Below are 19,395 nucleotides of genomic sequence, written 5' to 3'. Positions count from 1 at the left end.
GCACTTAATAAAATATAAATTATGTGATGTAGAATGAATAGAAATTATAAATTTAATGTTTTTTATTGTTCTTTGTAATCTTATTAAACAATAGAACCTGATTGATAAAAATTATTATTCATAACGTAGTGCTTACTATGGTTCGAATAAGCACCACAAAGGAGCCGCAACAATTACATTGAATATAAAGTAACCATATTCCTTGCTAAACCAAGCATAATTTTTAACATTAAATTTCCTAAATATTAAAGTTTATAAAAATAATTTCTTAATTTAGCTCAACGCAACCTTTCATCAAGACTCTGGCCGTTCTATAAACGGTTCCGTTGAATACCTGAAACGCTGCTCCATCAATTTTTACCTGAGCGCCAACGGATAATATTCCGCTACAGTGGCCGATATTTAATTCATCTTTGTCAGCGGCAACGCCAACAACCTCATTGACCAGCGTACCGGGAACTTTCGCGGCAACACCAATACAAATACCGCCAGTTATCGCCAATACAGGATGCAATTTGCCCATTGATAACATTCTTGCCTGTATATCAATATCCCGTTTTTCAATCTTGCCACCCGCAAGGCTGACGTAATCATCCGGCGCAGCAATAAAACAAAACTTAGGCACTGCCTGACTGTTTAGCTTTGCATCTTCCATATCGTTAGCCAGACCAATTAAAACCGCAGCGGCTTCTCTGATAGCTAACATATGATTCAATAAGTTAGGATTGCCATCAACGGCTGCTGGCATTTCACGCCCGGTAATTCCCAGATCGGCAGCCCTGACAAAAACTAATGGATTAGCCGCATCAACGATAGAGATTTCTATTTTTCCATATCCGGGAACGTCGAGCAGATCTTTTACATTACCCGTTGGCAATAGCTTACCGGTTACGGCACCGTCAGGAGATACGAAGTCTAAACGAATTCTGGCACCGGTTCCCGGCACGCCTGAAATGGCATAATCACCGTTATAAACGACTTTTCCATTTTTTACCGGCACATGGGATACGATAGTTTTTTTAGTATTGGTATTAAAAATCCGCACCTGAGTTACCGGCTCAGTAATTTCATCAACCAGTCCGGCTTCAATAGCAAAGGGGCCAACGGCTGAAGATATATTTCCGCAATTGCCCTTACGTTCAACCTGATTGTTTGCTACATCAACCTGACAGAAAGTGTAATTAATGCCGTTAACCTCTTCCGGTCTTTTATCAATAATCATCGCTTTACTGGTTGTGGAAGTGCCACCGCCGATACCATTAATTTGGCGACCTGTAGGGTCATCGCTACCGTAGACTTTACATAAAATATGGTTCTGTTCAGTAATGCTATCAGGAAGGTCTGATTCAATAAAACAACCAGCTTTACTGGTTCCTCCGCGCATCCAGAAACATGGAATACTTTGCATAATGGATCCCTCTATCAATAGTTAATTAAAATTCTTATTTTTGGCTTTCAGGCAACTGGGCCAAAAACCAAGTAACAATTAATAGATCGGCACTCCCGCCCGGACTTAAATTTAGCCCGATGCATTGTCGATCAAATTCTTGCAATTTTTGGATGTAATTGGGCTGAAATACGCCGCCCGCAGCTAAAAATGCCTGAGCGCTTTCCTGTAGCCAAAGCAGGCCTTCAATACCACCTCGTGAAGCGACATTGGTATCACCGTTGACTGCCATCAGGCTCAATAACGCTTGCAGTAAGGCTTTATTCTGAGAAATTCCCTGAGCAATTAAACTCTGGTAAACCGGCAATGACACCTGAAGCACTGACTGAAAGCCTGATTCCGCTTCCCCTCTGGCACCAGCAAGGCCAAACTCAAGAAACAGGCGCTGACCGGCAGTTTTTCCTTGATTATTCGCAGCCAGCTCACGGTTAACTAAACCCTGGCTTATTGCAGCAACTTCCTGACATACGGTCTGTTGGGTCACCGCGCGCTGATGAGAAACTAGCCGACCAATCGCGGTAGCAAGCAGCCCTAACGAGAAAACGGTTCCTTTATGGGTGTTAACTCCCGAAGTAGCTTTGTACATTGACGCTTCACAGGCTAACCCTAACGGGCGAATACCTTGTAAAACCACATCGGCTGGCTGTAGGTGAGTCGTCATCCCGTACTCAATAAAGTAAGGGATCCAGACGGTTATCGCTTCCGCACTACGATAGAAATCCGTCACGTCCATATCTTTATGGGCACCGGTATTATGCATATCGACTAAGCCGGGCTTTGGCGTAAGGTTAACTTCGTTGAGCATGGCGCTATTAGCCAGCTTGGCGTAACGGGCCACCCAAGGCAGCCTGTTAATTTCTAGCCGAAATGTTGCATCTTCAGAATTAAACGACGTCAGCATGGTGAAACAACGCCTCCATAGCAGCATGTAAATCCTGAATAGAATGAGTCCGCTGGCGGGCACAAACTCGAGCATCGAGATCGCAAATAAAACAGCTACGCGGTGGCATACCAATGGCCTGCCGCGAAATAGATCCCTGTTCACCGATAACGTCGATATCCCACAGTCGGCCCAGCGGATTATTTTGTTCCATAGCAACGCAGGCGTGCTTAACAACATCAGCCGATTGCTTTATGGCCAATAGCCCTTCAGCGCCGGTTGGTAAGTTAAAAACTTCACTCGCCTGAATCATCCAGCTCTGCAGATTACAAAGCTGATTGATCTCATCCCAGGCTTGATTAAACGCCTTTCGCGACAATTCGCTGTCTTTGATTTCTCCCGGGATCACCATGGTTAAAGAGACAACCGTTGTTTGGTAATCAGCTAACCAAATACGCTGACGCTGCTGTCGGGACTCCCTGCTAAGCAGAATCTCGAGTAGCGTCACTTTGTGGTTGGTCGCCTGTTCCGGGAGAAGCAGCATAATATCGTTACTCTTTTATTTGATTAACCACGTCAATCACTGAACCATCGCGATAGCGAACCACGGCCACAACCCGATCGGTAAACTCGATAGGTTTAGGCTTTCCGGTTAACACCAGTGCGCGTTGATACAGATCGTCGATACTGACCACATTAATTCCGGCTTTCTGTAATCGTTCAGCCAGCTCAGGTCGTGCCGGATTGACGGCAATACCATGGTCGGTAACTAAAATATCAATGCTGGTACCCGGGGTAATTAAAGTCGTTACATTTTCGACGATGGTAGGGATTCTGCCCCTGACCAGCGGTGCAACAATGATAGACAGCTTAGATGCGGCGGCGGTATCACAGTGACCACCGGATGCGCCGCGTAATACCCCATCAGAACCGGTTAGCACGTTGATATTGAACTGAGTATCAATTTCTAATGCGCTGAGAATCACTACGTCAAGATGGTCAACCGATGCGCCTTTAGAACTAAAGTTGGCATATTGGTTGGCGCTGATTTCAATATGATTAGGGTTACGGGCCAGAGAAGCAGCGGCACCGCTGTCAAAGCTCTGCACGTCTAGTAACTTATCAATCAGGCCTTTCTCATGCAGATCGACCATGGCAGTAGTAATACCGCCCAAGGCAAAACCGGCAGTAATATTTTTACTGCGCATTTTGCTTTCTAAGAAGCGGGTTACTGCCAGAGAAGCGCCACCGGTTCCGGTTTGTAGAGAAAAACCCTGCTTGAAATAGCCAGAATGTACAATCACATCGGCAGCTCTACGGGCAATTAATAGCTCACGAGGGTTGGTTGTCATACGGGTTGCATCGGCACCGATCTTGGCCGCATCCCCTACTCTTTCGATCTGAACGATCAAATCCACCTGATCCTGAGCAATACTGATTGGATTATGCGGATAAGGGCGAAGCTCTTCGGTCAGCATAACCACATTTTTCGCATGCTCAGCGTCGACTTTGGCATACCCCAGCGAACCACAGCAGGCTTTGCCGGTGTAGCCGTTAGCATTACCGAACTCATCGCAGCAAGGAACGCCCAAAAACGCGACGTCAATTGAAAGCTCACCTGATTCAACCAGATTAACCCGGCCACCGTGTGAGTGAACCTGTACTGGCTCTTTGAGTAAACCGCGAGAAATCGCTTCGGCTAAAGGACCACGTAAGCCTGAGGTATAGATATTGGTCACGACACCATTGCGGATATGTTCAATTAACGGCGCGTGGCAGTCAGCCAAAGAGCTTGATGCCAGCGTTAAATTTTTGAATCCCATCAGGGCTATCTGGTCCATCACCAGGTTTACCGTCAGATCGCCACCGCGAAAAGCGTGGTGAAAAGAGATGGTCATGCCGTCTTGCAAACCTGAACGCCGAATAGCATCTTCTAACGAAGAGCACAGCTTCTTGTCCCGAGGTTTTTTTGACTGTAGGTTAGCTTTAGAGGTATCCCTATAAGGAGTCAGTACCAGCGGTTGCTTCTGAGATTCACCCTCATTAGCCTCCACGGTATTTTGGATACTGTTACACAAATTTAATATACGTTTTTGACGAGCCATTTCGAATTTACCTCACCCTATTATTCTTCACGAATGCCGGAAAGCGCTGCGCGCTGTAATACCAGACGGGCACGTTCAATAATCGGGCCGTCAATCATTTTTCCGTTGAGAGAAACCACACCCAAGCCTTCTAATGCCGCAGCATCAGCGGCTTCGATCACTCGTTGAGCGTGATCTAACTCTTTGCCGGTCGGAGCATAAAGGTTGTGGAGAAGTTCTATCTGGCGAGGGTTTATCAACGATTTACCGTCAAAACCTAACTGCTTAATATGAGCGGCTTCGTTTAAAAAACCCTGCTCATTGTTTGCGTCTGAATAGACGGTATCAAAAGCGGCAATACCAGCAGCGCGGGCCGCCTGAAGAATAGTACAGCGAGCAAACAGCAGCTCAATACCTTCAGGTGAACGCTCAGTACGCAGGTTACGGACATAGTCTTCCGCCCCCAGAGCAATACCAATCAGGCGTGGTGAAGCCTGTGCAATATCAACGGCATTATTAATACCTTCGGCTGATTCAATCGCAGCCAACATGCCAACACTACCGACTTCGCGACCACATTCAGCTTCAATACGCGCAATATGCTTTTCCATATCGATAACGTCTTGGGCGGTATCGGTTTTAGGCAGACGAACAATATCAACGCCCGCGCGAACGACGGCTTCAAGGTCGTTAATACCAAACGCGGAATCGAGTGCGTTGACTCGAACAATCGTTTCTATCGTCTGATACATAGGGTGCTGTAGCGCATGAAAAACCAGCAAACGTGCGGCATCTTTCTCTCTCAGCGCTACTGAATCTTCCAGATCGAACATGATTGCATCGGCAGAATAGATAAAAGAGTTGCTGACCATAGCGGCATTAGCGCCCGGAACAAACAGCATGCTGCGGCGAACCCGCTGCTTGAGTTCTACATTCATTTCAATGCTCCCCAAGGTAATTCTTTACTGTCACTGGCTCTAAGCAACACGGTTTGTAAACGGGCGCGTAAAATACATTCTAAAGCGCCTTTATCGTCAATAATGAGCTGAACACCGTTTACGCCCAACTGGGTTAACGTATCCAATACAGTCTGTCGAATGGCATCGCCAAACTGCTTTTCAACGCTACTGTTCAGTTGTAAATCGATTTCAGAACCATCCAGCGGAGCTACCCGTATCATGACATCGCTTGACTCAAGCGTGCCGGCAACGGCTTCTTTGATAATTTTCATATTTCACCTACAGTAATTACAGATTCTTCTGAGGGTAGTGATGCACTCTTCTGACGTATATTTGGATTTGATATCAGATAGTTGTATGTGCAATCCGGCACCAGATGGGAAATAACATCCATCTGCTTTTTAGCTAATAGCCGGCGAACCCAAGAGGCTGAAATAGCCGTTCCTTCATACTGGAGACGTTCTATTTCAACCAATTCAACTGGTGGAAGTGATAATTCAGGCGTATTTAACCAGTAGCGCATGTCTTCGTTATATTTACTGGTGACTTCACAGAAAGGTTCATTGCCCACAAAACGATGGGTGACGCCCAATGCAGGAGCCAAATACTGACGGAATATTTTCAGATCAATTTCGGTATAACAATTATCGGCAATTCCCTGATCTTTAATAAAATAGCAAGGGAACGTTGCGCGAGAGATCATATATTCAGAACCCGGATGTACCGTTAAGTTAGCGATGGCTGAAGTGCCTTCAGTCACTAACCTTAGCCGATCTACATAAGGGAAAGTCGAGGTGTTTTCTTTCACCAAAAACAAATGCAGCCAGTCACACTGCGCGGCAGCCTGCTGTACTAAGTACTGATGCCCTAAGGTAAAGGGATTAGCATTCATCACGATACAGCCAATTTTTTTACCCGGCTGGCGGCTTTTAGATAGCTGTTCACTATAACGACGCAGGCGGCAACTGCTATTTTCCATCAAAACAACGATGCCCGGCACTGAGGCTATTGGAAAAAAGCCACACTGGCGGAACAAAACTTCGTTTTGCGTTTTAGTGTATATAAACAGGTTAGTATGATGGTTTTCGTAAGCCAGATTGACTAATTCGGTCGCTAATGACAGGGCAATGCCTTCTCCCCGAACGTTTTCATTAATAGCAACGCACTTAATAATGTTGTCAGCAATTCCACCGCAGGCAATTATTTGACTGTCCCGGGTGACGGTAATAAAAACCTCTACTGAAGTATCAATATTCAGATCGTTCTTACGAAGAAACTTAGCGATCTCCGCTATTTTTTTATAGTCGGATCGCTTTACCTGACTGAATATTGTTGAGTTATACATGATTCATTCTCTGTGCGCATTCTCTGTGCGTATTTTGTGTAAAAAGAAAATACTGTATCTGCCCAGTAATTAACGGGAAATTAGAAAATATCAATTAACTTGTCTAACATTTATTAAACAAACCTGATTATTAGCGCAAAACAATGAGTTAATTGATCGGCAAACGGCTGAATCACATGATAGTAATTACACAATTGGAGTTAATTGATCTGCTTCACAGTTAGCCTAATAAACATTAACGTCTTAATGATTTTAATTTTCTTAATTAATTAAATAGCTTTTATAAATAAATTAATTATATTTATTCGTTCAAGTTATAATAATAAAAACAATAATGTTAAAGGCGTATTAATAATAATAAATATATATGAATAATATGTTAAAAAATATGTCATTCCAATGGCGAGTATTCTTATTATTGCTCATCGTATTTTCGCTGATTATGGGCGCTCTAAATGAATTCATGACGCGTCGCATAAATAGTTACATCACTGATAAGGTGGGTGAAATTGCGATGAATCAGGCTCGAATTATTGCTTCAATGGACGATATCGTTGAAGGCGTAGAGCAAAGAGATACCGTTAGGCTAAAAAAGATTGCTGACAGGATCAGCATGGAATCTAACTTTAGCTACATAGTTATTGGTGATGAAAAATCCATTCGTCTTTACCACCCTAATCCGGCCAAAATTGGCTATACCATGCAGTGGAATAAGCCGGGAGCAATGGAGCGTGGTGAAAGTTATATCATCTCCAGCGAAGGCTCCATGGGGCTGGCCATGCGCGCGAAAACCCCAATCTGGAGCAAAGATAACAAAGTCATTGGCGTTATCTCGCTTGGCTATCTCAATAGCAAGATTGATATGTGGCGTTCAAGCCAAATCATCCCTCTGACCAGCGTTCTGATACTCATTCTCTTCGTACTGATTTTCTTCTCATGGCGATTTTCTGCCCACATAAAAAAGCAAATGATGGGAATGGAACCAGCCGAAATTGCCCGAGTACAGCGCCAACAAGATGCGCTGTTTGGTGCGGTTTTTGAAGGCCTATTGGCCGTTAATACCTTGGGTCAAATTACGGCTATCAACCAAAATGCTCAAAAAATGTTGAAACTAACCGACACACAACAAAATCTGGTCGGTAGTCTGGTACAAGAGTTGATTACACCCGCAGATTATTTTCTTGAAGCCAAGGGAAATAATCGGGTCGATGACCTATTAATGATTAACGGGCTAAAGATCGTCGCTAATCGGGTCGGAATTTGGATCGACGGTGGATTTCAGGGCTGGGTTATCAGCTTTCGTCGTCACGACGAAATTCACATATTAAGCGCCCAGCTTTCTCAAATTCAGCAATACGTTGAGAATTTGCGCACCTTGCGCCATGAACATCTAAACTGGATCTCAACCATCGGCGGCCTGCTACAGATGAAAGAATATGAGCGGGCATTAGAAATGGTGAAATTTGAATCATCAAATCAGCAGTCGCTCATCGATAATATTAGTAGCATGTTTCAAAACCGGCTCATTGCTGGCTTACTGTTCGGGAAATTCCATCGGGCAAACGAACTTGGCCTGAAAATGCATTTCACATCAGGCTGCTCACTTAGCACCCAGCCAACGCCAATAAATGAGAATGAACTGGCAAGCATTTTAGGCAATTTGCTGGATAACTCATTCGAAGCAACGCTAAAAAACCCGGACAGTAACAAAGTGATTGAGTGCTACCTCTCTGACGAAGGAGAGGAACTGATTATTGAAGTATCGGATAACGGATCGGGCATAGACGCTCAAATCAGAGAAACGCTCTTTACCCGCGGCGTGACGTCTAAAAACAATGGCGATCACGGCATCGGATTATATTTGGTTAAAACCTACGTAGATCAATATCACGGTACTATAATGCTGGAAGATAACGATCCGTGTGGAACAGTATTTTCTATATTTATCCCCAAAAGAAAGGACAGAATCAAAAATGAAATATCTTAATATTTTGATTATTGAGGATGAAACCCCATTAGCTGAAATGCATGCGGAGTTTATTAAACGCCATAGCGCATGCCGCCAAGTCTGGCTAGCTGGCAATCTAGAACAGGGCCGAATGATGATTGGTTCATTTAAGCCCGACCTTATCATTCTTGATAACTACCTTCCTGACGGCAGAGGAATCGAACTACTACAAGAGCTTTCTGCTAAAAAATATCAGGGTGAAGTTATTTTTATTACCGCTGCCAGCGATATTGATACGGTCTCAGAGGCCATTCGCTGTGGCGTATTTGACTACTTGATAAAACCCGTGGCGTACGAAAGGCTAGAGCAAACGCTGGAACGGCTCAACTACCTGCATCGGGTACGTAAGCAGACCGAAGACGTCAGCCAATGGCAAGTAGATGAAATGTTTAATACGTTTGCCAGAATTCAGGCTAAACCGAGCATGCCCATTGGCATTGATGAAATTACCCTTAAAGTGGTGCAAGAAGCCTTTCGCGATGCAGAAATCAGCTATACCGCAGAAGACATTGCAAAAAAACTGGGGCTAAGCCGCACAACGGCCAGGCGCTATTTGGAATTTTGTACCAAAGAACATTTTTTACTGGCAGAGATCATTTATGGAAAAGTAGGAAGACCGCAACGAATTTACCGTCGTCAGCGACCTGAACTCTCGGAATAATCGCCCTTTTTTATCTTATGTCCGCTATATCCCGGCAACTATGGCGTTAAGACAAGAGATAAAATAATGCCTTTTATCGTGGTACGATGTAAAGTAATGGTGAACTAGGTTTCACCCGACTGCCATTAGCAGGTATATTAGCTGGTATAGTTGTCCGGTATCGATAGTGGTCTAACGTCGTTTAGACAATGAAGAATATGAGTAAAAATGACTTCAGATACCGCTATCCTGGATTGCCCTCTGTAATTTATGACCGTAAGAAGGAGTCAGTATGACTTGGGAGTATGCACTGGTTGTTGGTTTAATCGTTGGCCTTATCATTGGCGCAGTAGTTATGCGCTTTGGCAATCGAAAACTACGCCAACAGACTGCATTACAGCAGGAGCTGAATAAGAATAAGCAGGAACTCGAAGCCTATCGTCAGGAGCTAGTGAGTCACTTTTCTCACAGCGCTGAACTGCTAGAAAAAATGGCTCAGGACTATCGTCAGTTCCAAAAGCACATGATCAAAAGTTCCACGACTTTGTTGCCAGATATGGCGACCAGCGATAATCCATTTAGCTACATAAACTATAAACCAGTATCCTCTGATTCTGATAAAGACCAACTGACAACCAATGCGCCACCTCGCGACTATTCCGACGGTGCATCAGGGCTGTTCCGCCCGGATCGCAGAGACTAAGTAAAACTTAGCGCTATCTTTCAGATGGCGCTTTTTTCTATTTAATTTTAATTACCTTTCTTTACGTTATTTAACCATCCCCGTTACCACCGGCTTTAAAGCCGTTTCTCACCGAGGCTTCCCTCTCTTAACCAGATGTTTAGCGTGAACTTATTTTATGTTTAAACGGTCCTATATTAACTACACTTATGCAGAGATTCTTTCTAGAGATTAGAATCCAGTAACCTGTTGATATTAAGAGCGAATTAATCGATGAAGAAAACAACACTTTTATTAAGCGCATTGACTGTGAGTTTAGGTTTATCCCTCTCTTCACTACCGGTTGCCAATGCAACGTTACCCGTTACTGTAGCCGGTGAACAAATACCGAGCCTGGCTCCAATGCTAGAGAAAGTCTTACCTGCGGTAGTCAGCGTGTATGTTGAAGGTACTCAGGTTCAGCGTCAGCGGATCCCTGAAGAATTTAAATTTTTCTTCGGTCCAAACGGTCCGTCAGAACAGCAAAGCACCCGCCCTTTTGAAGGTCTCGGCTCAGGCGTTATTATTAATGCTGAAAAAGGATACGTAGTTACCAATAACCACGTGATTAACAATGCCGATAAAATCCGCGTCCAGTTGAACAATGGCCGGGAATATCAAGCAAAACTGATCGGTCGTGATGAACAATCTGACATCGCCTTGCTTCAGTTAGTCGATGCCAATTCAAAAGATCTGACAGCCATTAAAATGACGGATTCAGATAACCTTCGCGTTGGTGATTTCGCCGTTGCAGTAGGAAATCCGTTTGGCCTTGGTCAGACGGCAACCTCCGGCATTATCTCCGCTCTGGGCCGCAGTGGTTTGAATCTGGAAGGCTTCGAGAACTTTATTCAGACCGACGCATCAATTAACCGGGGTAACTCCGGCGGCGCATTAATCAACCTGAATGGCGAATTAATCGGCATCAATACGGCGATACTGGCTCCGAGCGGTGGTAACGTTGGTATCGGTTTTGCCATTCCAAGCAACATGGTACAAAGCCTCATAGACCAGTTGATCCAATTCGGAGAAGTTAAACGCGGTATGCTGGGAATCAAAGGCAGTGAGATGACGGCTGAAATGGCTAAAGCCTTTAAGGTCGATGCCCAACGAGGGGCTTTTGTTAGCGAAGTTATGCCTAAAACGGCAGCCGCACAGGCAGGTATTAAAGCCGGTGATGTTATCGTTTCAATTGACGGTAAAGATATCAGTAGCTTTGCTGAACTTCGGGCTAAAGTCGCTACCGCTGGAGCCGGTAAGAAAGTGAAGATGGGTCTGTTACGCGATGGCAAACCGCTTGAAGTTCAGGTCGAACTTCAAAACAGCGATCAGGCGTCAACCAATGCAGAATCACTGTTACCAGCGCTACAGGGTGCAACGCTCAATAATGGTGAAGTCAAAGGCAATAAAGGCATCATCATTAACGAGGTGGTAAAAGGGTCACCCGCGGCGCAAAACGGTCTACAAAATGGCGATATGATTATTGGCGTAAACAGTGAGCGTATCCAGAATATTGGCGAACTACGTAAGATTCTTGATAGTAAGCCAAACGTCATGGCGCTTAACATTTTACGCGGCGACGATAACATCTATCTAATTTTACGTTAACCCCGATCGCAAAAACGGATACGGTAATGTGCCGTATCCGTTCAAGTCATGTTATCCTTAACAACCTTTATTTCTTACTGATTGTATGCATGCTTGCCAAACTCTTACGACCAATAATTATTGGTTTAGTTATTGCTTCAGCTTTATTACTTATCTTCCCGTCGCTACGCTCGGCGACAGGGCTATTTGATAATTCCTTATATTTACCGCTGAATGAGTCTCCTGTAAGTTATAACAGCGCGGTAAGGCGAGCAGCCCCTGCCGTCGTTAATGTATACAACCGTAGCTCATCTGGCTCATCCACTCAAAATTTAGGTATTAACACCCTTGGTTCAGGCGTCATTATGAACAAAAAGGGTTATATTCTTACCAATAAGCACGTTATCTTAAATGCTGACCAAATCATTATTACCTTACAAAATGGTCAGGTGTATGAAGCGCTGTTAGTCGGTTCTGATACACTCACGGATCTTGCCGTACTGAAAATCCAAGATAATAACCTACCGGTTATCTTAATTAATTCAAAACGCACGCCGCATATTGGCGATGTTGTTTTGGCCATCGGTAACCCTTATAACCTAGGGCAAACCGTCACTCAGGGAATAATTAGCGCTACCGGGCGAATTGGGCTAAGTCCCTATGGCCGACAAAACCTGCTGCAAACCGATGCATCAATCAATCACGGTAACTCGGGCGGGGCATTAATTAATTCGTTGGGTGAACTTGTGGGTATCAATACCCTCTCGCTGGATAAACGCACCGATGGCGATACGCCTGAAGGTATCGGCTTCGCGATTCCAACGGCCTTAGCCACCAAGATTATGGATAAGCTGATTCGTGATGGTCGGGTTATCCGTGGCTATATGGGCATCGAAGGCCGCGAATTTAGCCAAGTGCAGAATCAGGGAAGCCCTTTTGATCGCATGCAGGGAATATTAGTCGGTGCCGTTACTCTCGACGGGCCAGCAGATCACGCCGGGTTGCTGGTCGGAGATATCCTGACTAGCGTAAATAATAAACCCGCAACTTCTGCGGTAGAAGTCATGGATCAAGTGGCAGAAATCCGCCCGGGTACTAGCATTCCGTTAGTGGTATTGCGTCAGGGACAGCGGTTGAATATTACGCTGACCGTGAGTGAATATCCTGCGGCTCAGGAAGTGCCGATTACACAATAATGGCTTCTTGCCAGACATTAAAAAAGGACGCTATGCGTCCTTTTTTGTATTTAATAAATAAGCAAAACTACCTATTCTGCTTTTACTCGCTGAATATTTGCACCCAACGCGTTTAATTTTTCTTCAATGCGCTCATAGCCCCGATCGATATGGTAAATACGATCGACGGTAGTTACGCCATTCGCGATACAACCGGCAAGCACCAGACTAGCAGAAGCGCGAAGATCGGTTGCCATCACCTGAGCCGGAGATAAGTGCTCAATGCTATGACAAATTACGGTATTGCCTTCAATTTCTGCATGAGCGCCCATACGGATCAGCTCAGGAATATGCATAAAGCGATTCTCGAAAATTGTTTCGGTAATAACGCCGGTGCCTTCTGCAATCAGATTGAGCAGAGAGAACTGAGCCTGCATATCGGTAGGGAAACCAGGATGCGGAGCGGTTCTGATATTCACACTGCGAGGGCGCTTACCCTTCATATCCAGACTAATCCAGTCACTACCGACTTCGATTTCGGCCCCGGCTTCGCGCAGCTTAGCCAATACGGCATCCAGCGTATCCGGGCGTGTATTCCGACAAATCACTTTACCACCGGATACCGCAGCCGCAACCAAGAATGTACCGGTTTCAATACGATCGGGTAGAACACGGTAGACACCGCCACCTAAACGCTTAACGCCTTCAATAGTAATATGGTCAGTACCTGCACCGGTAATTTTAGCGCCTAATGTATTGAGGAAGTTTGCCGTATCAACGATTTCCGGCTCACGGGCCGCATTCTCAATCGTTGTCGTACCTTCAGCCAGCGTTGCAGCACTCATTATAGTGACCGTTGCTCCGACGCTAACCTTATCCATCACAATGTTAGCGCCTTTCAGGCGGCCATTAACTGAAGCCTTAACGTAACCTTCTTCAAGCTTGATCTCTGCACCCAGCTGTTCTAAACCGCTAATGTGCAAATCAACCGGACGTGCGCCGATAGCACAACCGCCGGGTAGCGATACCTGACCATAACCAAAACGGGCAACTAATGGCCCTAAAGCCCAAATAGAAGCCCTCATGGTTTTAACTAAGTCGTAAGGTGCACAAAGCTCATTAACATTGCTGGCATCAATGAAAATTGAACCATTACGCTCAATTTTCACGCCCAGTTGGCTTAGCAGCTTAATAGTTGTATCAATGTCTTTTAGCTGCGGCACGTTCTGTAATTCAACCGATTCTTCAGCCAGCAGAGCGGCAAAAAGAATGGGTAAGGCTGCGTTTTTAGCACCGGAAATGATGACTTCACCGTTTAACGTTGTCGGGCCCTGTACTCGAAATTTATCCATAACCTAATCTCTCTTAAAAACAACAAGTAAATGATGATATTGCTTCAGCCTTAGGCTGTTTATTTTAGTTCTATTCGGCCAATAGCAATACCTTTATAGCCTAGTGCTAGATCTGACCAGCAATTAAAAACCGTTGAGCTTACGATCCCGTTGCCACTCTTGCGGGGTATAAACTTTAATAGAAAGTGCATGAATACGGTTATCAGAAATGTACTCCATGAGTGGAGCATAAACCGTTTGCTGCTGTTTAACGCGGCTCATTCCGGTAAATACGTCACCAATAGCAATCACCTGAAAATGGCTACCATCACCGGTAACGTGTGCATCCTCTAGATTGAGTGCATCGATTAAAATTTGTTTAATTTCACTATTTTCCATAGTCTTCACAGTCTTTATTTAACTAAAATCTCAGTATCCGCTTTCAATTCAAATAAACAGAAAACAGCGGTGGTTTAACCCCTGAGAATTAAAAAATGGTGGCTACGCCTAAAGGCATAATGGTAGATGAGATATAAAAATATTACGGAGGTGCATTCACACCTCCGCAGCTTATATCAAATCAGTCTGCCGACAATATTATCACACCATATCAGTAGGACTCACCAGATAAGGCTCAATTATTTGTTGCAGGTTATATAAAGCGGCCAACGTCTGTAGCTTTCCAGTCATTCCCGCCAGCTTCAGCATTTGGTTCCGCTGCGCGCTTTCATCCAATATGTGGATTAACAGTGCTAAACCGGCTGAATCGACCCGGTCTAAGTTAGCGACATCCAATACTTGTATATCAGGCGTTAAGATCTGCTGCCGTTTGTTCCAAAACGGCAGCAACGTTTCCCGATCTAAATCACCGCTGAAAGTCACGATACCGTTTTCAGCCTGCCAATTCAGGGAATTGGACATTACTTTTTATCTTCCAGCTTGATAGGTTGACTAGCCGAAGTAATGAGTTGCTTAGTCAGGCCGTCAACGCCCTGACTGCGTAAAGTTTCAGCCCACTCATTTTGCTTGGTAGTAATCATACTGATACCTTCAGCAATCATATCGTAAGCCTGCCACTCACCGGTTTTACTATTTTTACGCCATTGGAAATCTAAACGAACCGGCGGGCGGCCGTTGGTATCATTGATTGTGATACGAATAGCGATATTATCTTTATCGCCCAACGGTTGTTCCGGTGAAATGGTATAACCTTGACCGTTATACATGGCTAACGCCTGACCGTAAGCCTGTTCCAAATAGGCCTCAAACGCAGGCATATAGGCATCACGCTGTGCCGGAGTGCTATCTTTATAGTAACGGCCTAAAACCAGCGCGCCCGCATACTTAATTTGAATGTACGGCAGTAGCTCTTGCTTTACTATGGTACGCAGGTAGTTTGGGTCCTGCTTAATCTTTGGCTGCTCATTTTTCAGTCGAGTAAATACTTTATCGGCCGCAACTGCCATCTGTTGGTAAGGGTTAGATGCGTCAGCCGCGTTAACCGCTAAAGGTGCGATAACTAAAAGTAACACCATCATAAATCGCTTAAACATATATATTCCTCTTATCTGGCTTCAAGTCCGTATGAAAAATTAATGTACTGCAGGAGCAGCTTCAGTTGGTGCTGGTGTCTCATCTTTCGCATCGTCACCACCACTTTTATATAAAAACTGACCGATAAGGTCTTCAAGCACCATCGCAGACTTAGTATCTTTGATCGTATCACCGTCAGCTAAAATCTTAGTTCCCATATCTTCATCTTCAAAACCAATATTCAGGGCTAAAAACTGCTCGCCTAACAGGCCTGACGTTCTGATAGAGAGAGAACTGGTGTCCGGGATATGATCAAAACGCCGCTGCACATCAATGCTCACGCGTGGAGAGTAACTTTTGGGGTCAAGAGAAATTTCAGCCACTCGTCCAACCAGCACGCCACCGACTTTCACAGGAGAACGCTCTTTTAGGCCGCCAATATTGTCAAAATTAGCATAGAGTCGATATGTTGGCTCATTACCTAACGACTTCACATCAGCAACTTTTAGACATAGGAATAAAAGAGAGCATAGTCCAATGACCATGAATATTCCCACCCAGATTTCCGTTTTTTTACTTTGCATCGGTTTAATTCCCAAACATCATTGCAGTCAATACAAAATCCACACCAAGCACGGCTAAAGATGCATGTACGACGGTACGAGTAGTCGCCTGACTAATACCTTCCGATGTCGGAATACAGTCATAGCCGTTATAAAGAGCAATCCAGGTTACGGTGATTGCAAATACAATACTTTTTATTAATCCATTCAATAAGTCGGTATGCCAGCTGACAGAACCCTGCATGGCGGCCCAAAAGAAACCATCATCGATTCCCTTCCAGTCAACGCCAACCATTGCTCCGCCCATGATACCGACCGCAATAAAGATGGCGGTCAGTAACGGCATACTGATAATTCCCGCCCAGAAACGTGGCGTTATAACCCGACGCAGTGGGTCAATCGCCATCATTTCTAAACTGGATAACTGTTCAGTAGCTTTCATCAAACCAATTTCAGCGGTTAGCGCAGATCCAGCCCGACCGGCAAACAACAGTGCGGTGACCACCGGCCCGAGTTCCCTCAACAGAGACAGCGCCACCATCATTCCGAGGCTAGCCTCTGCGCTGTAGGTCGTTAGAATAATATAGCCCTGCAAGCCCAGTACCATGCCAATAAACAATCCGGAAACCATAATAATCAGCAGGGATTGCACACCGACAACGTACAGTTGCTTCATCAGTAGCGGCCACTGTTTACGAAACTCGGGTTTTCCAACTACCGCGCCGTAAAGCATCATTCCTGCCCGACCAAATGAGACTGCAAATTGAATACCACGACGCCCTAAAGACGCCAATGCCTGTAACAACATTAACTTAGTAACTCCGCTTTATAATCATCGGCAGGAAAACGGAAAGGAACCGGCCCATCAGCCACCCCGTCTAAGAATTGTCTGGCGCGAGGATCTGGGTTAGCACACAATGCTTCCGGTGTTCCTTCGGCAATAACCCGATGCTCTGCAACAATATAAGCATAGTCAGCAATACTTAAGACTTCCGGCACGTCATGAGAAACCACAATGCAGGTAATACCCAATGAACTGTTCAGTTCATCAATCAGCTTGACTAAAACCCCCATGGTAATCGGATCTTGCCCGACAAAAGGCTCGTCAAACATGATCAGATCGGGTTCTAACGCAATAGCTCTGGCCAGCGCAGCCCTCCGTGCCATACCGCCAGAAAGCTCATTTGGCATCAGCATTGCCGCCCCCCGCAGCCCTACCGCTTCCAATTTCATCAGCACGGTGCTACGCAGCAACTCTTCGGGCAACCGGGTATGTTCTCGTAAGGGATAAGCCACATTTTCAAATACGGTTAAATCAGTAAACAGCGCTCCCGACTGGAACAGCATGCTCATTTTTTTCCGCACTTCATATAAACGTCGCCGGGAAAGCGTAGGAATATTATCCCCGTCAAAAAAGATATCACCACTATCCGGCGCCAGTTGCCCGCCGATTAGCCGTAATAATGTGGTCTTACCAATACCGGAAGGCCCCATAATCGCAGTCACTTTACCGCGAGGCACCGTCATATTGATATCCTGAAAAATTGGACGACCGTTACGGGAGAACGACATCTCCCGCACTTCGACCAAATTATCTGTCGATTTACTCATAGCGTCCTTTAACTACTCAGGATGAAATACCTATTCTATCCATCATAAGTATTTAGATACTCCGGCTCAATAGTTGATTGCCAGAGTTGTATAACTAACCATTTCAGCCTGTATTACATTTTTCACTCTACTTCCCAAGGGAGTATCTCCGGTGATAATGCAGTAACCTCAAGGCCAATACAATTGGAACCTGACGTTACTCTCCACTAAGACGAAGACTCGATTGCTAAAGTTCCATAGACTTAGAGATAAAAGTATCTTATTTCTTTAGTACCACCTAATAGGGTTGCCCATTTTGCCAGTTTGTCACCTACGCCGTTTGGTTTTTAACGTTACGGAGTAAAAATTGGGCGTTGAACCATATTAACGGTATTATGTGCTTAATAGGCCAGCGTATCGAACCATCACTACGCCCTGTTAGTGGCCAGTTTTATCTTTTATATTGGCATACATAACGTATTCTACACGCTAATAAATATGCTGTTTCTAGCTATATTGCCGTAACAGGACGAAGAGCCCTTGAATAGAGTGAGATTGAGTCATGTCTAGTTTTGATTTTCAACAAGCGGGTAAAGAAGTTCTTGATATTGAAAGAGCCGGGCTTGAACAGCTCTATCAATATATCGACCAGAATTTTGAACAAGCCTGCAAAATGATATTCAACTGCAAAGGCAAAGTGGTCGTTATGGGTATGGGAAAATCAGGCCACATTGGCTGTAAAATGGCTGCCTCATTCGCCAGTACCGGAACGCCGTCTTTCTTTGTTCATCCGGGTGAAGCCAGCCACGGCGATTTGGGCATGATCACCGCTGATGACATCGTTATTGCCATTTCATACTCAGGCGAATCCAATGAAATCACCGCGCTTATCCCGGTGATAAAACGGTTGCAAATCCCGCTGATCTGCATGACGGGTAATCCGAATAGTTCGATGGGCAAAGCGGCAGATGCCCACCTTTGCATCAATGTTCCCCAAGAAGCCTGCCCGCTTGGATTAGCCCCAACAACCAGCACAACGGCCACGCTGGTTATCGGTGATGCTTTAGCCGTTGCCCTGCTCAAAGCCAAAGGCTTTACGGCTGATGACTTTGCGCTTTCTCACCCCGGCGGTGCACTGGGCCGCAAACTGCTGCTACGGGTTAGTGATATCATGCACACCGGCGATGACATTCCACGCGTCAATAAAACGGCATCACTGCGTGAAGCGCTCATTGAAATTACCAGAAAGAATTTAGGCCTGACGGTGATTTGCGATGACGACCTGATTATTCAGGGTATCTTTACCGACGGCGACCTACGCCGCGTGTTCGATCAAGGCATTGAGTTTAATGATGCCAAAATTAGCGATTTAATGACTAAAGGTGGCATCAGAGTATCACCAAACATGCTGGCAGTTGAGGCGCTGAACCTGATGCAATCTCGCCACATTACCGCCGTTTTAGTGGCGGAAGGCGATCAATTACGCGGCATCGTTCATATGCATGATATGCTGCGCGCTGGCGTTGTTTAAA

20 protein-coding genes are annotated in these 19,395 nt (G+C 45.1%); 6 read left to right on the top strand and 14 right to left on the bottom strand.

Annotated elements, in window-relative coordinates; all coding sequences use genetic code 11:
- Window positions 1-268 precede the first annotated feature (268 nt).
- Genes GVI43_RS04570 through citC form a run of 7 tightly spaced genes read right to left on the bottom strand, consistent with a single transcriptional unit; the run spans window position 269 to window position 6,715 of the window.
- Window positions 269-1,408: a 2-methylaconitate cis-trans isomerase PrpF family protein gene (locus GVI43_RS04570; protein ID WP_159565593.1), complete on the bottom strand. Its 1,140-nt coding sequence runs from the start codon at window positions 1,406-1,408 to the stop codon at window positions 269-271.
- Window positions 1,409-1,442: 34 nt separating this feature from the next.
- Window positions 1,443-2,348, bottom strand: a complete 906-nt coding sequence (gene citG, locus GVI43_RS04565; protein ID WP_159565591.1) for a triphosphoribosyl-dephospho-CoA synthase CitG — start codon at window positions 2,346-2,348, stop codon at window positions 1,443-1,445.
- Window positions 2,332-2,871: a citrate lyase holo-[acyl-carrier protein] synthase gene (gene citX / locus GVI43_RS04560; RefSeq protein WP_159565589.1), complete on the bottom strand. Its 540-nt coding sequence runs from the start codon at window positions 2,869-2,871 to the stop codon at window positions 2,332-2,334. The genes citG and citX overlap by 17 nt, the downstream gene beginning before the upstream one ends.
- Before the next feature lie 7 nt (window positions 2,872-2,878).
- Window positions 2,879-4,432 carry a citrate lyase subunit alpha gene (gene citF, locus GVI43_RS04555; protein ID WP_159565587.1) on the bottom strand — a complete coding sequence of 518 codons (1,554 nt, stop codon included), beginning with the start codon at window positions 4,430-4,432 and terminating at the stop codon, window positions 2,879-2,881.
- A gap of 20 nt (window positions 4,433-4,452) precedes the next feature.
- Window positions 4,453-5,349 carry a citrate (pro-3S)-lyase subunit beta gene (citE, locus tag GVI43_RS04550; RefSeq protein WP_159565585.1) on the bottom strand — a complete coding sequence of 299 codons (897 nt, stop codon included), beginning with the start codon at window positions 5,347-5,349 and terminating at the stop codon, window positions 4,453-4,455.
- Entirely contained in the window at window positions 5,346-5,642 is a 297-nt protein-coding gene (citD, locus tag GVI43_RS04545) for a citrate lyase acyl carrier protein (protein WP_159565583.1), read from the bottom strand. Before citD ends, citE begins: the two co-directional genes overlap by 4 nt.
- Complete coding sequence (gene citC / locus GVI43_RS04540; protein WP_159565581.1) at window positions 5,639-6,715, bottom strand: [citrate (pro-3S)-lyase] ligase; 1,077 nt, start codon at window positions 6,713-6,715, stop codon at window positions 5,639-5,641. The genes citD and citC overlap by 4 nt, the downstream gene beginning before the upstream one ends.
- A 367-nt stretch (window positions 6,716-7,082) precedes the next feature.
- Between citC and dpiB the strand changes: the two genes are divergently transcribed.
- From dpiB to degS, 5 genes are all read left to right on the top strand, one after another.
- The gene (gene dpiB / locus GVI43_RS04535) at window positions 7,083-8,702 is read left to right on the top strand and encodes a sensor histidine kinase DpiB (RefSeq protein WP_425482121.1); all 1,620 of its coding nucleotides are present in this window, start codon (window positions 7,083-7,085) and stop codon (window positions 8,700-8,702) included.
- On the top strand, window positions 8,689-9,384 hold the full coding sequence (gene dpiA / locus GVI43_RS04530) for a two-component response regulator DpiA (RefSeq protein WP_159565579.1): 696 nt from the start codon (window positions 8,689-8,691) through the stop codon (window positions 9,382-9,384). The genes dpiB and dpiA overlap by 14 nt, the downstream gene beginning before the upstream one ends.
- A 271-nt stretch (window positions 9,385-9,655) precedes the next feature.
- The gene (gene zapG, locus GVI43_RS04525; RefSeq protein WP_159565577.1) at window positions 9,656-10,066 is read left to right on the top strand and encodes a Z-ring associated protein ZapG; all 411 of its coding nucleotides are present in this window, start codon (window positions 9,656-9,658) and stop codon (window positions 10,064-10,066) included.
- A gap of 252 nt (window positions 10,067-10,318) precedes the next feature.
- On the top strand, window positions 10,319-11,692 hold the full coding sequence (gene degQ, locus GVI43_RS04520) for a serine endoprotease DegQ (protein WP_159565575.1): 1,374 nt from the start codon (window positions 10,319-10,321) through the stop codon (window positions 11,690-11,692).
- 89 nt (window positions 11,693-11,781) lie between these two features.
- On the top strand, window positions 11,782-12,867 hold the full coding sequence (gene degS / locus GVI43_RS04515; protein ID WP_159565573.1) for an outer membrane-stress sensor serine endopeptidase DegS: 1,086 nt from the start codon (window positions 11,782-11,784) through the stop codon (window positions 12,865-12,867).
- A 71-nt stretch (window positions 12,868-12,938) separates the two neighbouring features.
- Here degS and murA read toward each other — a convergent pair whose 3' ends face one another.
- The 7 genes from murA to mlaF all read right to left on the bottom strand — a co-directional run bounded on the left by murA (window position 12,939) and on the right by mlaF (window position 17,884).
- A complete protein-coding gene (gene murA, locus GVI43_RS04510) occupies window positions 12,939-14,198 on the bottom strand; it encodes a UDP-N-acetylglucosamine 1-carboxyvinyltransferase (protein WP_159565571.1) in 1,260 nt (419 codons plus the stop codon).
- A gap of 123 nt (window positions 14,199-14,321) precedes the next feature.
- Entirely contained in the window at window positions 14,322-14,576 is a 255-nt protein-coding gene (ibaG, locus tag GVI43_RS04505) for a BolA family iron metabolism protein IbaG (protein WP_159565569.1), read from the bottom strand.
- 201 nt (window positions 14,577-14,777) lie between these two features.
- Window positions 14,778-15,098, bottom strand: coding sequence for a lipid asymmetry maintenance protein MlaB (gene mlaB / locus GVI43_RS04500; protein ID WP_159565567.1), 321 nt, complete (start codon window positions 15,096-15,098; stop codon window positions 14,778-14,780).
- Window positions 15,098-15,730: a phospholipid-binding protein MlaC gene (mlaC, locus tag GVI43_RS04495; protein ID WP_159565565.1), complete on the bottom strand. Its 633-nt coding sequence runs from the start codon at window positions 15,728-15,730 to the stop codon at window positions 15,098-15,100. Before mlaC ends, mlaB begins: the two co-directional genes overlap by 1 nt.
- 39 nt (window positions 15,731-15,769) lie before the next feature.
- Complete coding sequence (gene mlaD, locus GVI43_RS04490) at window positions 15,770-16,294, bottom strand: outer membrane lipid asymmetry maintenance protein MlaD (RefSeq protein ID WP_159565564.1); 525 nt, start codon at window positions 16,292-16,294, stop codon at window positions 15,770-15,772.
- A gap of 4 nt (window positions 16,295-16,298) precedes the next feature.
- Entirely contained in the window at window positions 16,299-17,081 is a 783-nt protein-coding gene (gene mlaE / locus GVI43_RS04485) for a lipid asymmetry maintenance ABC transporter permease subunit MlaE (protein ID WP_159565563.1), read from the bottom strand.
- Complete coding sequence (mlaF, locus tag GVI43_RS04480) at window positions 17,081-17,884, bottom strand: phospholipid ABC transporter ATP-binding protein MlaF (RefSeq protein WP_159565562.1); 804 nt, start codon at window positions 17,882-17,884, stop codon at window positions 17,081-17,083. The genes mlaE and mlaF overlap by 1 nt, the downstream gene beginning before the upstream one ends.
- A 541-nt stretch (window positions 17,885-18,425) precedes the next feature.
- Between mlaF and kdsD the strand changes: the two genes are divergently transcribed.
- A complete protein-coding gene (gene kdsD / locus GVI43_RS04475) occupies window positions 18,426-19,394 on the top strand; it encodes an arabinose-5-phosphate isomerase KdsD (RefSeq protein ID WP_159565561.1) in 969 nt (322 codons plus the stop codon).
- Window position 19,395: the final 1 nt, after the last annotated feature.

Origin of the sequence: Budvicia diplopodorum, from assembly GCF_009800925.1 — a bacterium.
GTDB classification, from domain to species: domain Bacteria; phylum Pseudomonadota; class Gammaproteobacteria; order Enterobacterales; family Enterobacteriaceae; genus Budvicia; species Budvicia diplopodorum.
This window is presented reverse-complemented; position numbering and strand designations above follow the sequence as displayed.